We start from the raw sequence: 14,353 nt of genomic DNA on the forward strand, positions 1-14,353 counted from the left end.
CCGGGTGCCGATTTCGGTTATGCTTCGCGCACTCGAGCTGCCCTTGCAACCAGACTTCCGATAACCAGAGCCGCCCATGTTCGACATAATCTATACTCTGGAGATGATAGGCATCGTCGCCTTTGCCATCTCCGGCATGATCGTCGCCCGCTCCAAGAACATGGATCCGGTGGGCGTCTTCGCCATCGGCTTTATCACCGCACTCGGTGGCGGCACCCTGCGGGATCTGATGATGAACAACCACCCGCTGTACTGGATCAAACACCAGGAACAACCCATCCTGATACTGGCCATGGCCATCGTGTTCAGCTACTGGAGCCGGGCCCACTCCCTGAAAGAGTCCCGCATCGTCTTCCCCGACGCCATTGGCCTGGGTATCTTCTCCATACTGGGCGCCCAGCTGGCACTGGATCTCGGCCACTCCTGGTTTATTGCCTCCATGCTCGGCGTTATGACCGGCTGCTTCGGTGGCGCCCTGCGAGATACCCTGTGCAACGAAGTACCCTTCATCTTCCGAAAAGACCAGATCTACGCATCCATCTCGTTCGCAGGCTGCTGGCTCTACTTTGTCTGCCAATGGTTACTGGAAAGCGAATCCACCGCGTTGACCATTGGTCTGCTGTTTATCGTCATCGTCCGCATGCTGGCTGTGCGCTTCGACATCCGCCTGCAACGAGACCAGGTACACAATTGATCACAGAATCATCCCTTGGCGCCGCGAGACATAGCCGGTAACATTGCCGTTTTTTCACGCAGCTCCTATTCTCCCCACTGAACAGATTTCAAACTCCCAACCCAAAGCATCCCGAGAGGCAGACCCCCGTCATGCTTGAACGACTGTTCCAACTCCAGGCCCACGGCACCACCGTTCGTAAAGAAGTGGTAGCGGGCATCACCACCTTCCTGACCATGGCTTACATCATCGTGGTCAACCCCGACATACTGTCGGCGGTCGGCATGGATTACGGTGCCGTGTTTGTCGCCACCTGTGTCGCTGCGGCCATTGGCACACTGATCATGGGTCTCTGGGCCAACTACCCGATTGCTCTGGCGCCCGGCATGGGGCTCAACGCCTTTTTCGCTTTTACCGTTGTTGGCGGCATGGGCTACAGCTGGCAGGTCGCGCTGGGTGCGGTCTTCCTCTCTGGCTTTATTTTCTTCATTCTCAGCATTCTGAAAGTGCGTGAATGGATCATCAACAGCATCCCGATGTCGCTCCGCTTCGGCATTTCCGCCGGCATCGGCTTCTTTCTGGCCCTGATCGCCCTGCAAAACGCCGGTATTGTGGTGGATAACCCGGCCACCATGGTCGGCATGGGCGATATCAAAGCGGCAGAAGCCCTGTTGTTCTTTGGTGGTTTTGTGCTGATTTGTGCCCTGTCATTCCGCCAGATTACCGGGGCAGTGATGATCGGCATCCTGGCGGTGACCGCCGTCGCGATGATGCTTGGGCTGGTAGAGTTCAAGGGGCTGGTATCCGCCCCGCCCAGTCTTGCCCCTACGTTTATGCAGCTGGATCTGGCGGGCGCCCTGAACGTCGGCATGATCAGTGTGATTTTCGCCTTCCTGTTTGTAGACCTGTTTGACACCTCCGGCACACTGATCGGTGCGGCCCAGCGTGGCGGCTTACTGGACAAAGACGGCAAACTGCCCCGCCTGGGTAAGGCCCTGATGTCAGATTCCGTAGCCACCATGTCTGGTGCGGCACTGGGTACTTCCACCACTACCAGTTACATTGAATCGACTGCCGGTATTGCTGCCGGTGGGCGTACCGGACTTACCGCCGTGGTGGTTGCCGGTCTGTTCCTGGCTTGCCTGTTCCTGTCGCCGCTGGCCAGCATTATTCCGCCCTACGCCACCGCCCCCGCTCTGCTGTACGTTGCCGTTCTGATGGCCGGTGGCCTGAAGCTGATCGAGTGGGATGACATTACCGATGCCGCGCCGGCAATCGTGACAGCGCTGGCCATGCCACTGACCTTCTCCATTGCCAACGGTATTGCCCTGGGCTTCATCACCTACGGCGTGATCAAACTGCTGTCCGGGCGCTGGGCCGACCTGAACGCCAGTGTGGTGACCATTGCTGTGGTTTTCATTCTGAAATTCATCTTCCTGGATGCCGCCTGAGCGGCATCCGGTATCGTAACCGGATTATTCATGGACTACTTTTCCCAAAGCATCAAACAAGCCATCCGCACAGTGCCGGACTGGCCCAAGCCCGGCGTGTCATTTCGTGACATCACCACAGTGCTGCAGGACAAAACAGCCTTTCGCAAGCTGATCGATGCCTTTGTTCATCGCTATCATGGCCAGCATATTGATGCGGTGGCCGCCGTCGACGCCCGGGGCTTTATCATCGGCTCCGCACTTGCCTACGAGCTGAATGCTTCTCTGGTTCTGGTGCGTAAGAAGGGCAAGCTGCCGTTCGACACTCTGGTGGAAGACTACGAACTGGAGTACGGCACAGCCTCCGTGGAGCTGCACAAAGATGCCTTCAAACCCGGCGACAAGGTGGTGCTGGTCGACGACCTGATTGCCACTGGCGGCACCATGCTGGCAGCCACCCGCCTGATTCGCCGGATCGGCGCCGAGATTGTTGAAGTGGCGGCGATGATTGACCTGCCAGACCTGGGCGGTTCAAGCAAGCTGCAGGAAGAGGGGTTGCAGGTTTATACTGTCTGCTCATTCGACGGAGACTGAGCGGAGGCGCCACCATGGGCGATTATCAACATCACTGGAAAGATGGCACACCGGTTCATCTTCCCCTTGGTAAAATCGTTTGCGTGGGGCGCAACTACGCCGAACACGCCAGAGAGCTGAACAACCCGGTACCCGATCAGCCCCTGCTGTTCATCAAACCGGCCACCTCGGCGGTGCATCTCACCCGCCCACTGTCGTACCCCAAGGATCAGGGCTCGGTTCACTTCGAGACCGAGCTCGCGGTTCTGATCGGCAAGCCTCTGACCCACGCCTCCGCCAGTGAGGCTGAGGCCGCCATTCTCGGTTATGGCCTTGCTCTGGATCTGACCTTGCGGGATGTGCAGAGCCAGTTGAAAGACAAAGGCCATCCGTGGGAGCGGGCCAAAGCCTTCGACGGTGCCTGCCCGCTGTCACCGTTTGTGGCGGCCGAGAAACTACCCAGGGGCAATCTGCACTTTACCCTCGACATCGACGGCCAGCGCCAGCAAACCGGAGACACTGCCGATATGCTCAATCCGGTGGTGCCACTGATTGCCCACATCAGCAGACAGTTTTCCCTGATGCCCGGCGATGTGGTGCTCACCGGCACACCTAAAGGTGTTGGCCCGTTAAACTCCGGGCAAACCCTGTCCCTTGAGCTGGAAGATGTGTTATTTGTGGAAACCACAGTGGTCTGAAGCCGCCAAGGTTACGCATATTCAGGCACACCATCTGGTTCAGGGAGACTCGGGCAGATCATGGCGAAAAAACCGGTAACCTCGCGCACTGGGCGCTTTCTCAAACTCGCAGGCATGACCGCATCGGTTGCGGGCCAGTACGCTGGCCAACGCGCCCGCCGGGTGTTCCGCACCGAAAACGACGAAGGCGCTCAGAGCGAAAGCTACACCCGAATGGCGGGCCAGATTGCCGACACCCTGGGTGAGTTGAAAGGTGCGGTGATGAAAGTCGGCCAGATTGCCTCGCAGACCCAGGATTTTCTCCCCAAGGAATTCTCGGACGCTCTGGAAAAACTGCAAAAAGAAGCCCCACCCATGCCCTTCGAGGTGATCCTGGAACAGGTTGAAGCCGAGCTGGGCAAGCCGGTGGGGGAGCTGTTCGAGTACCTGCAGGAAACACCTTACGCCTCGGCATCTATCGGCCAGGTGCACCGGGCACGCCTGCACGACGGCACCGACGTGATTGTGAAGGTACAGTACCCCGGAGTGGACGAGTCCTGTGACTCAGACCTGAAACAGCTGCGCCTGGCTCTGAAAATGGGCGGGCTTCTGAAGATGCCGAAAGAAACGGTCGACCAGTTGTTCGGCGAAATCCGGGTGCGGCTGAAAGAGGAACTGGATTACGAGAACGAAGCGCGCAATCTGAAACTGTTCCACGAGTTCCATCAGGATCAACCCTGGGTGGTGATTCCGGAGGTGGTTGACAGCCACTCCACCCGCCGGGTTCTAACCCTGGAGCTGGTGGAGGGGGATCACGTCAGCAAGGTAACACCAGATCGCTACAGCCAGGACACCCTGAATCTGATCGGGCATCGCATTTTTACCATCATGGCGGATCAGCTGTTCCGCTTTCAGTGCATCCACGGCGACCCCCATGCGGGCAACTTCGCCTACCGGCCTGATGGCACCATCGTCATGTACGACTTCGGCTGCGTGAAAAAGCTCAAGCCGGAAATTGTCGAGGCCTACCGTAAAGCCCTGATCGCGGCACTGGAAGAAGACTATGAGGCGCTGGACCAGTACCTGATCGACCTGGGCGCCCGGGTTGATCACCAGCCTGCGGTGGATGAAGCCTATTACGCCATGTGGCGGGACATTCTGATTATTCCGTTCCTGAACGACGAGCCCTACGATTTTGCCGAGGCGGATATCCACAAACACGTGGCCGCCAAAACCAGCACCGTGTTCAAATACCTCGACTACTTCAAGCCGCCGGTGGAAAGCATCTTTATCGACCGGATGATTGCCGGGCACTACTGGATGCTGAAACGACTGGGGGTGCAGGCGGCATTCCGGAGTGAACTGGAGAAGTACCTCCGGGGCTAGATGGCAGCCCAGCCCGGTCGGGGAGTGCCTTCCAAAACACACTCCTTCGGCACATCCATGTGGCGCTTGAGTTCCGCCATCCATGGCTCCACACAGTTTTGGAAGGCACTCCCCGACCGGGCTTCGAACGTATACGGATGATCACAAAAAGCGGGAAACCCACTCCTGCACCCCTTCGGAGGCGCCTTTGCGAATCACCCGGGCACGGGAAACCGAGGCTGGCTCACCGGGATCGATCACGGTAATCGGCACATCAATACCCACCTCATACACCAGCCCGGCCGCCGGGTATACCTGCAACGAAGTGCCCACAATCAGCAACTGATCGGCGGTGCGCACCACGTCGGCGGCAGCCTCCAGCATCGGCACTTCTTCACCGAACCAGACAATGTGCGGGCGCAACTGTTCGCCGTGGTCACAGGTATCACCCGGGTTTATGTCGCGATAGCCAATATCGTAGACCAAGCCGGGGTCGACCGAACTGCGGGCCTTGGTGAGTTCACCGTGCAGATGCAGCACGTTGCTCGAGCCTCCACGCTCATGCAGATCATCGACGTTTTGGGTGACCACGGTAACCTGATACCGGAGTTCGAGTTCTGCCAGCAATCGATGGGCGGGGTTAGGCTGTACCGACTGCAGCTGGCGGCGGCGCTCATTGTAAAAACGCAGCACCAGATCCCGGTTGCGCTGGAACGCCTCCGGGGTGGCCACATCATAGACACTGTGTTGCTCCCAGAGCCCATCGTTGTCACGGAAGGTGGAGAGGCCGCTTTCGGCGCTGATGCCAGCGCCGGTGAGAACAACAATATGCTCCTTCATCAGTCGAAGATCTTCCCCGGGTTCATGATGTTGTTGGGGTCGAACACCTGCTTGATACCGCGCAGGTAGGCAATCTCCGCCTCACTCCGGGTGTACTGCAGATAGGGCTTTTTGGTCATGCCAACGCCATGTTCGGCCGACACACTGCCCTGGTACCGCTCGACGATTTCGAACACCCACTTGTTCACCTGCTCGCACTTGGCGAAGAACTCTTCTTTATCCATGTCTTCCGGTTTCAAAATGTTCAGGTGCAGGTTGCCGTCGCCGATGTGGCCAAACCAGATGATCTCGAAGTCCGGGTAGTGCTCGGCAACCACGCTGTCGATTTCTTCAAGGAAACCGGGCACCCTGGACACCACCACCGAAATGTCATTCTTGTAGGGGATACGGGGCGCAATGGATTCAGAAATCCGCTCCCGTAACTGCCACAGGTTCTGCGCCTGAGTCTCGCTCTGGCTGATCACGCCGTCCAGCACCCAGCCCTGCTCCACGCAGTGCTCAAACAGGTTCATGGCATCGTCCATCACCTGGTCGGAGACCGCCTCGAACTCCAGCAGGGCGTAATAAGGCGCTTCGGTCTCGAACGGTGCCTGCACCTGGCCGTGCGCCAGCACGTGCCCCATGGCCTGATGAGAGAAGAACTCGTAGGCGGTGAGGTCCAGGGTCTTCTGGAACGTCTGCAAAACGTCCATGGTGTTGGACAGGTCATTGAGCCCCAGAACCAGCACCGTCAGATCATCCGGCTTACGGGTAAGCTTCATGGTGGCTTCGGTGATGAACCCCAGGGTACCTTCGGCGCCGATAAACAGGTGGCGAAGATCGTAACCGGTGTTGTTCTTGGCCAGATCCTTGTTCAGGTCAAGAATGTCCCCCTTTCCGGTAACCACCTTCAAACCAGCTACCCAATCCCGGCTCATGCCCCAACGAATCACCTTGATGCCACCGGCGTTGGTCGACAGGTTGCCACCCAACTGACTGGACCCTGCCGAGGCGAAATCCACCGGGTAATAAAGATCGTTGTCGTCCGCAAACGTCTGCAACTGCTCAGTGACCACACCCGCCTGGCAGCGCACGGTTCGGTCGCTGGCATTAAATTCCAGAATCTGGTTCATGTTGTCGAAGGCAACAACCACTTCACCATTGGCCGCCACGGCGCCAGCGCTGAGGCCGGTTCTTCCGCCCGACGGCACCAGTGCCACCTGGTTCTCGTTGGCAAACCTCACCAACGCCTGAACCTGCTCAGTGGTTTTCGGCAGCACGATAGCCAGGGGCTTCGGCGGGTAGATCTTGGTCCAGTCTTTACCGTAATTTTCCAGGTCTGACGGGTCAGTCAGGACTTTGCCCGGGTTCTCCGGAGTGGCAACCAGCTGTTTCAGGGAAGCAACGATCTGTTCGGAACTCATGGATGCTAGGGTCTCATCTGGGTTGATCCAGAACCGACTAACCTGACAACGAAAAAGAATTGACTCAGGTTAACCGGCGCACTGTGAAAATCTCGGTTTATGGTATCATACCGGCCCTGTTCTGTGAGCCGGGCCAACCAGGATCCCCGGCCACGGGTCATTTCACGTGACGAAAGGTTCGGAAGCAAGCCCATGTCAAATACGTCTCTCGAAAAGAGCAAAATCCGTATCCTGCTGCTGGAAGGTGTGCATCAGTCTGCGATTGATACCCTCAACGCTGCAGGTTATACCAACATCGAGTATCTGACCCATTCACTGGGTGAGGAAGAGCTGATCGAGAAGATTGCCGATGCGCACTTCGTCGGTATTCGTTCCCGCACCCAGCTGACCGAGAAAGTATTTGAAGCGGCCAAAAAGCTGGTCGCGGTGGGCTGTTTCTGTATCGGTACCAATCAGGTCAACCTGCAGGCGGCCACCCGCCGTGGTATCGCTGTGTTCAACGCGCCTTTCTCTAACACCCGCTCCGTGGCGGAGCTGGTTCTGGCTCAGGCTATTTTGCTGCTGCGCGGCGTACCCGAGAAGAGCGCCAAGGCCCATCGCGGTGAGTGGCTGAAATCTGCCAAGAACAGCTATGAAATCCGTGGTAAGAAGCTGGGCATTATCGGTTACGGCAACATCGGTACCCAGTTCAGCGTACTGGCCGAAAGCCTGGGTATGGACGTTTATTTCTACGACGTAGTCTCCAAGCTGCCGATCGGCAACGCCACACAGGTTGGCAGCATGCAAGAGCTGCTCAATATGGCCGACGTGGTTTCCCTGCACGTACCGGAAACACCAGCTACCAAGTACATGTTCAAGGCCGAGCAGTTTGCCCAGATGAAACCCGGCTCGATTTTTATGAATGCCTCCCGGGGCACCGTTGTCGATATTGACGCCCTGGCCGAAGCGCTGAGTTCCGGCAAACTGCTGGGCGCAGCCGTCGACGTTTTCCCGGTTGAGCCCAAGTCTAACGATGAAGAGTTTGTTTCTCCGCTGCGCGAGTTCGACAACTGCATCCTGACACCGCACGTAGGCGGCTCCACCATCGAGGCCCAGGAAAACATCGGCCGCGAAGTGGCCGAGAAGCTGGCCATGTACAGTGACAACGGCACCTCCGTGTCGTCCGTCAACTTCCCGGAAGTCGCCCTGCCCTCACACCCTGATCAGCACCGCCTGCTGCACATCCACGAGAACGTGCCGGGCGTGATGTCCGAGATCAACCAGGTGTTCTCCGAGAACGGCATCAACGTGTGTGGTCAGTACCTGCAAACCAAGGAAGACATTGGTTACGTGGTGGTCGATGTCGATAAGGCCTACGGCGAGCTGGCGCTTGAGAAGCTGCGTCAGGTAAAAGGTACGATTCGCTGTCGCGTGCTGTTCTAAGCGGCAGACAGCTGCCACGCCTGAATACGAAAAAGCCCCTGAGTTCAGGGGCTTTTTTTATTCACCGGACAACCTGTTACTGCTGCATTGGCACCAGCGTCAGCTCAACCCGGCGGTTCTGCTCTCGGCCTGCGGCAGAATCATTAGACGCTACCGGATATCGCTCGCCGTAGCCGGTTGCACGGGTACGACGGGACTCGATGCCCTGGTTCAGCAGAAAATCGCGAACTGAAGACGCACGGCGCTCACTCAGCAACTGGTTGTAGCTGTCAGAACCGGTACTGTCAGTGTGGCCTTCGATCTGGATAATGGTTTTATCAAACTCTTTCAACACCAGAGCCACAGATTCCAGAGTACCGGTGAAGCCGGAGCGGATGCTCGACTGGTCGGTATTAAACGTGATGTTACCCGGCATAATCAGGTCGATCTGGTCGCCATTACGAACCACCCGCACACCGGTGCCTTCCAGGCGATGGCGCAACTGGGCCTCCTGACGATCCATGTAGTAACCAATACCTCCACCGACAGCGGCACCACCGGCTGCGCCAATCAGCGCACCCTTGCCGCGGTCACTCTTGCTGGAAGTGGCAGCACCGATGGCAGCACCACCTATGGCGCCAATAATGCTACCCTTGGTCGCATTGGAGGTCTTCTCTTCACCCGTGTAAGGGTCGTATGTCATACAGCCGCTCAGGCCAACCGTTGCTACTGCAAAAGCAAGAATGGTCTTTTTCACTGCTATCTCCTGTCTGAACCTTACCGAAGCACAACATTGCCGCCAGCGGCATGCCTCACTCCATGAACGTATCTATTATCGTGTTGAATACCGTCGCCTGCAGATCCTTCGCTTCGTTCACCAGATGGTGGCGGCCATCCGGAATTTTCCGTTCCTTCACTGACGCAAACTTGTTTCTGATAATTCTCAGATTGTGCTGCCAGTCCACTGTCAGGTCTTTTTCACCCTGAACTACCGTCACCGGAAAATCCACCGGCCGGGCCGACTCGATATGCGGCACCCACTTGCGCAGAGCCGTTACCCAGTCCACGTGAACCGCCCGGGCCTGAAGCGGATCATGCTCCCGTAAAAACCGCAGAAAACGGGTGTTGCCGCTGTTACGGCTGAACGCACGCTTCCATCGGTTCAGGAACGGCTTGAACAGGCTATGCAACACCTTTGCCCCCAGCCAGCCCATGGGCCTTATCAGGGGCGCCAGCAGCACCACGCGCCGGAACGCCGAGCTGTTCTGGTTGTGGTGATTCGATAACAGGTAGTCAATCAGAATCGCACCACCTGTACTCTGGCCGACGGCAAACCACGGCCCGCGGATCTTATCCCGTACCCTGGCCATCACTTCCGACAGAACCGCCTGATATTCCAGAAAGCTGCCGATGGCCGCGGGCGTTCCACTGGACAGCCCGTGCCCGGGCTGATCATAAGCCAGCACATCAAACCCTGCGCCCAGACACCGGTCAATCAGCTGAGTATACAAACCAACGTGGTCGAAATACCCGTGCAGAATGAACACGGTGCCACGGCAGGGCACATTGTCTGGCTGGCGGAAGTAATGCACCATCACTTCATGCCGTACCGCCTTGATGTAGCCCTGGTGATACACCACTTCCGGATGTTCTACCCAGAGATCCAACCCGTAAAACCGGCAGTAGGCCTCCATTTCGGCGCTGAGTTCCCGGTGAACGGTCGGCTCGAAGGGTTCAAGACGGTCCAGTAAGGAGTGCCTGTCCCAGTTCGGTATTTCTATGGTATCTGTTTTCCAGTACACGTAGAGTTAAACGCCTGTCATGAATCCATATTTGCCGGTCATCCTATCGCAATCACAAAGGAGAGCACAGATGTTCCAGCCGCTGTTCGAAGCCGGTTTACGACGAACCATGCAACACCTGGTGCGGCCGGTACTGTCGAAATCCTTTCCTCTTGGCGTGCAGCGTCGCTATATTCGCCAGGCCTACCGGACATCATTTCTGCCCGGCGGCATCCGGCTGTCAAAAACCACTCTGGGCGGGGTTCCGGCTATCCGGCTGACGCCTTCCCAATCGCCGCGCGGAACCCTGCTTTACCTGCATGGTGGCGGGTATGTGATGGGTTCGGCAAGCACCCATAAAGGCCTGGCAGGCTATCTGGCCAGGCATACCGACTGTGAGGTTGTCCTGCCCGACTACCGACTGGCTCCGGAGCACCCTTTTCCCGCCGCACCGGACGATGCACAAGCAGTGTACACCGCCTTGCTTGACGAGGGCACCGCTCCGGAATCCCTTGCAATCGCCGGGGACTCGGCCGGTGGCGGCCTGGCGGTGGTATTGGCCATGCGATTACGGGATCGTAATCAGCCCCTGCCATCCTCCATTACTTGCTTTTCGCCCTGGACAGACCTGACCGAACAGGCGTTGTTCGCGCCGGATATTGAGCCCGTGCTGCACGCGGGCTGGACTTATCGGGCGGCGCGTTATTATGCCAACGGCATGCCCCTGGCCCACCCGCTCATTTCGCCAGTTTACGGCGACCTGACCGGCCTGCCACCGCTGCTGATCCAGGTCGGCAGCCAGGAAATGCTGTTAAATGACGCCCGTCGCCTGGCGGATCTGGCCAGGCAGCACCAGGTGGACGCCACGCTGGAGATCTACAACAACCTCTGGCATGTGTTTCAGGTGCATGCACCACAGCTGCGTCGTGCCAGAGAAGCTCTGGCCATCGCCGGGCAACATATCAGGAGCAACTTTCCAGACTGACCAGGCCTTTTACCAGCGCTTCTTTGCGAGCCTTGGGCCAGCGCTTAACCTGCCACTCCAGCCGTGACGCCCGGCTTCGATCACCAGCGGGCATCTGGAACTCCAGCGTCAAAGGCCCCTTGCCCCGCAAACTGCGGGCGCCCTTCGGCGCTCCGGCCTGATGCTCGGCAAAGCGCCGGGGCACATCGGTGGCAATGCCGGTATAGAGGCTGCCAGCCGCAGTACGCACCAGATACAGATACCAGCTATCAGCCTTGGCCAAGGGCCTGCTCCCGCTTGCGCAACTTCAGCTGCTGTAGCCACAAACCGCTGAGGATCAGTACCAGGCCAACGTAGGTGGATGACAGAATGACTTCCCCGAGAATGAAGTAGATAAACACCAGAGACAAAAACGGCGAGATAAAGATCAGGTTACTCACCCGTGAGGTATTTTCTGCCTTTTTCATGGCCTGGGACCAGAGCACAAAGGCGATACCCATCTCGAACACCCCCACATACAGAGCCGCGACTGCCGATTTACCAAGGGGCAGAACCAGCCCCGCGGTTTGCCAGCAAACCATAATGATAACCGGCAAGCCGAACACAAAATTAAGGAACAGGCCCACCACCGGATCCCGGCTGTCCCGGGTGGCGATGATCCAATAAGACGCCCACACCAGCGTACTGCCCAGGGCCAGCGACACCCCCAAGGGATCAGAAAACGACAGCGACATCACCGCACCCCGGGTGGCGATTACCACCACCCCGGCGTAACACACCAGGCCCGCCAGTATATCGATACGGCGTAATTTCTGGCCCAGAAACGGCACCGACAAATAAGCCAGCACCAGCGCCCAAGTGTAATTTAACGGTTGAGCCTCCTGGGCTGGCAACCGGTCAAAGGCCCCGAACAATAGAAAATAGTAAAGACAAGGGTTGATCAGCCCCATACCCATCGATTGCAGATACTGCCCGCGCCGCAGCTGAAATACCTGCTGCCACTTCCCCTGCACTACCAGAATAACCGCCATCACCAGTATGGAAGCACTGCTTGCCACCAGCAGCATCTGTACCGGCGCCAGATCGGCCAGCGACAACTTGAACGCGGTGGCCACCGTCGACCACAACAGCACGGTGGCCAAACCGTAGATCATGGCCTGCTTCTGATTTTTCATTCACAACACATCCGAAAAAAACTAAGACTTGGCAATAGCTAGGAGTTCTGCCAGGGAAGCGCTATTAACGGCACCCCTTCTTCACGGCAAATGGCAACCGCCCTCGCGGTCAGGTCAGAAACGAACGGAACCTGCTCCCGGGGCTCGATCGGATAGGCCTTGAGCCGGTATTGCATACCGGCTTTCTGCGCCGACACGGTAACACGAACCGGCTGGTAGGTGCGGGTCAGCGGGCTGGTAAAAATCGCATTGCGGAACAAGTTCAGCATTCGATCAACATCGTGATTGGGGTCGATGAACACCTCGGCAACACACATCAGATTGTCGGTACCATCGTTGCCGTTAGCCATCAGGCTGTTCCACAGTACGCCGTGGGGAATAACAACGACCGAATCGTCGAGCGTCACCATATCCACGGTGCGGGTGCCGATAGAACGCACTTCACCATAGTGGCCGTTTACCTCAATCCAGTCCCCCGGGCGATACGGCATTTCATACAGGGTGACAATACCGGCCACCAGGCTGGTGGCATAATCCTTGAACGCAAAGCCAAGCGCCAGGCCCACAGCACCGAACACCGCCACCATGTTCTCGAATGACGGCTCCACCAGCATCGGCACGACCAGGATAATGGTCAAAATAATAATCAGTAGCCGCAACAGGGGCACGGAAGCCAGCAGGTACAACCTGGGCTTGCCAGACAACCGGTCGGCAATCACCGGAACCAGTTTCTGGATCAGAAAAATCAGCAGTGACGCGGCCACCACCAACAGCAAAGCGCTGAGCAACGCATCAACGGTTATCGAAGACAACGCACTCTTGATGCCGGATGTATCCATTTCCATGGCTCCCTAAAATCGATCCACCGGATAGCCCCGGGCTTGCAGATAGCGACGCACATCCGGATAGCCCAACGGCTGCACTCTGTAGCGATGACTATCCCTGGAGAATGCGATGACATCAGCCCGCTGCAGTCGGCCAAGCGTGATTTGCAGTTCCTGTTCCGGCAGCCCGGTCACCTGCGCCAGGCGCTCGAGATCCAGGCCGTTGTGTAACAGAAGCGAATGCAGAACATGGCCCGTTGAGACCGTCGTCGAGGGCGGTACTTTGGGCAGGCTCAGGCGATCCAGGGGGGCAACCCAGCAGTGTTCTGTGGCATCCGGTGCGTCGACATCGCCGGATTCAGACTCCTCAGGTTTGGCCCGCAAGGCCCGCCGCCAGACTGCCAGTGCCACCCCGGGATTGCCCCGTGCCAGCGTCGCCAGGTCTTTTGGAAACAGGCTGTGTTTTCGGGATTCCCGGCTCTCTGAGGGCGCGGGCAACACAAACCGGCCATCGTTGGTCATGCGGGCGGTCAGCCCCTGCCCGGTGTCAGGCATGGCCAGCTGCCCGAACCAGTCAACCAGGCATTCTCCGGTCAGAGGCGCAGGCATCCAGGGCGCTACATACAGATCCGGTAAGTACTGGCACCAGAACTGCCAGCACCAACTGGAACACCCGACCACCCCGTTCCCGGCCTGATCAACTGCCAGACGCGCCATCAGTTCCCGGATCAACCCCAGGCCGGATCTGTGGCGGAGCCAGAAATCAGCAAGCTCCGGTATTACCCAGTCATCGGTCATCAACTGCTCGTCCCACCAGGCCGCTATATCAGCGTCTGCCATTAACAGATTGGCAGGCGGACTAATAACGCGAAGATCCAAGGTTTCAAGGGCTTCGGGGAGACCACTGAATGGCTGAGACACCAGAAAGCAGGCCTTGCGGGTATGGGCTCCCGATTGGCGCAATTCGTCCAGAGCACTGAGCAAGGCCGAGCCCAGTGGTGCAAAGTCCGGTAACGGGGCGTAGCGTTGAAGGCGGGCGCTCGACAGGGATGGCAGGTCGTCCAGCGATTGATAGGCCTGATCCGCCATGCTGAAATCGGCTTTCAGTTGCAGCAGAATATCGCGGATACCCGCACGAAGGGTTTTACGCACCGATGTTTCCGGCAACTGCCACTGATCAGGGTGAATCAGGCCACCTGCCAGACAGGGGTGTTTGCTTTCGGCTTGTTCAGTCAAGAATCCCTCTC

At 57.9% G+C, this 14,353-nt stretch carries 15 protein-coding genes; 7 read left to right on the forward strand and 8 right to left on the reverse strand.

The window, feature by feature from the left end:
- The first annotated feature begins 76 nt into the window (after positions 1–76).
- The 5 genes from C7H09_RS11980 to C7H09_RS12000 all read left to right on the forward strand — a co-directional run bounded on the left by C7H09_RS11980 (position 77) and on the right by C7H09_RS12000 (position 4,739).
- Positions 77–694, forward strand: a complete 618-nt coding sequence (locus C7H09_RS11980; RefSeq protein ID WP_106762947.1) for a trimeric intracellular cation channel family protein — start codon at positions 77–79, stop codon at positions 692–694.
- Positions 695–825: 131 nt separating this feature from the next.
- Positions 826–2,124, forward strand: coding sequence for an NCS2 family permease (locus tag C7H09_RS11985; RefSeq protein WP_106762949.1), 1,299 nt, complete (start codon positions 826–828; stop codon positions 2,122–2,124).
- Positions 2,125–2,154: 30 nt separating this feature from the next.
- On the forward strand, positions 2,155–2,697 hold the full coding sequence (locus C7H09_RS11990; RefSeq protein ID WP_106762952.1) for an adenine phosphoribosyltransferase: 543 nt from the start codon (positions 2,155–2,157) through the stop codon (positions 2,695–2,697).
- Positions 2,698–2,711: 14 nt separating this feature from the next.
- Complete coding sequence (locus C7H09_RS11995; RefSeq protein WP_106762954.1) at positions 2,712–3,374, forward strand: fumarylacetoacetate hydrolase family protein; 663 nt, start codon at positions 2,712–2,714, stop codon at positions 3,372–3,374.
- Positions 3,375–3,434: 60 nt separating this feature from the next.
- Positions 3,435–4,739 carry an ABC1 kinase family protein gene (locus tag C7H09_RS12000; protein WP_106762956.1) on the forward strand — a complete coding sequence of 435 codons (1,305 nt, stop codon included), beginning with the start codon at positions 3,435–3,437 and terminating at the stop codon, positions 4,737–4,739.
- Positions 4,740–4,880: 141 nt separating this feature from the next.
- Here C7H09_RS12000 and C7H09_RS12005 read toward each other — a convergent pair whose 3' ends face one another.
- Both C7H09_RS12005 and C7H09_RS12010 read right to left on the reverse strand, forming a co-directional pair.
- Complete coding sequence (locus tag C7H09_RS12005; protein ID WP_106762958.1) at positions 4,881–5,558, reverse strand: SIR2 family NAD-dependent protein deacylase; 678 nt, start codon at positions 5,556–5,558, stop codon at positions 4,881–4,883.
- A complete protein-coding gene (locus C7H09_RS12010; protein ID WP_106762961.1) occupies positions 5,558–6,961 on the reverse strand; it encodes an FAD-binding oxidoreductase in 1,404 nt (467 codons plus the stop codon). The genes C7H09_RS12005 and C7H09_RS12010 overlap by 1 nt, the downstream gene beginning before the upstream one ends.
- Positions 6,962–7,153: 192 nt before the next feature.
- Between C7H09_RS12010 and serA the strand changes: the two genes are divergently transcribed.
- On the forward strand, positions 7,154–8,383 hold the full coding sequence (gene serA, locus C7H09_RS12015) for a phosphoglycerate dehydrogenase (protein WP_106762963.1): 1,230 nt from the start codon (positions 7,154–7,156) through the stop codon (positions 8,381–8,383).
- A gap of 76 nt (positions 8,384–8,459) precedes the next feature.
- Here the strand turns inward: serA and C7H09_RS12020 are convergent, their stop codons facing one another.
- Positions 8,460–9,119, reverse strand: a complete 660-nt coding sequence (locus tag C7H09_RS12020) for a YiaD family glycine zipper/OmpA-like lipoprotein (protein WP_106762965.1) — start codon at positions 9,117–9,119, stop codon at positions 8,460–8,462.
- Positions 9,120–9,174: 55 nt separating this feature from the next.
- On the reverse strand, positions 9,175–10,164 hold the full coding sequence (locus tag C7H09_RS12025; RefSeq protein WP_106762968.1) for an alpha/beta hydrolase: 990 nt from the start codon (positions 10,162–10,164) through the stop codon (positions 9,175–9,177).
- A gap of 70 nt (positions 10,165–10,234) precedes the next feature.
- Here C7H09_RS12025 and C7H09_RS12030 point away from each other — a divergent pair, with 70 nt between their 5' ends.
- Positions 10,235–11,128: an alpha/beta hydrolase gene (locus C7H09_RS12030; protein WP_106762971.1), complete on the forward strand. Its 894-nt coding sequence runs from the start codon at positions 10,235–10,237 to the stop codon at positions 11,126–11,128.
- Here C7H09_RS12030 and C7H09_RS12035 read toward each other — a convergent pair.
- Genes C7H09_RS12035 through C7H09_RS12050 form a run of 4 tightly spaced genes read right to left on the reverse strand, consistent with a single transcriptional unit; the run spans position 11,106 to position 14,342 of the window.
- A complete protein-coding gene (locus C7H09_RS12035) occupies positions 11,106–11,390 on the reverse strand; it encodes a GIY-YIG nuclease family protein (protein ID WP_165794822.1) in 285 nt (94 codons plus the stop codon). The genes C7H09_RS12030 and C7H09_RS12035 overlap by 23 nt on opposite strands.
- Positions 11,377–12,282, reverse strand: a complete 906-nt coding sequence (locus C7H09_RS12040; protein WP_106762973.1) for a DMT family transporter — start codon at positions 12,280–12,282, stop codon at positions 11,377–11,379. Before C7H09_RS12040 ends, C7H09_RS12035 begins: the two co-directional genes overlap by 14 nt.
- Before the next feature lie 38 nt (positions 12,283–12,320).
- Positions 12,321–13,121, reverse strand: coding sequence for a mechanosensitive ion channel family protein (locus C7H09_RS12045; protein ID WP_106763110.1), 801 nt, complete (start codon positions 13,119–13,121; stop codon positions 12,321–12,323).
- 12 nt (positions 13,122–13,133) lie between these two features.
- Positions 13,134–14,342 carry a hypothetical protein gene (locus C7H09_RS12050; RefSeq protein WP_106762975.1) on the reverse strand — a complete coding sequence of 403 codons (1,209 nt, stop codon included), beginning with the start codon at positions 14,340–14,342 and terminating at the stop codon, positions 13,134–13,136.
- Positions 14,343–14,353 lie beyond the last annotated feature (11 nt).

Source organism: Marinobacter fuscus (assembly GCF_003007675.1).
GTDB lineage: Bacteria > Pseudomonadota > Gammaproteobacteria > Pseudomonadales > Oleiphilaceae > Marinobacter > Marinobacter fuscus.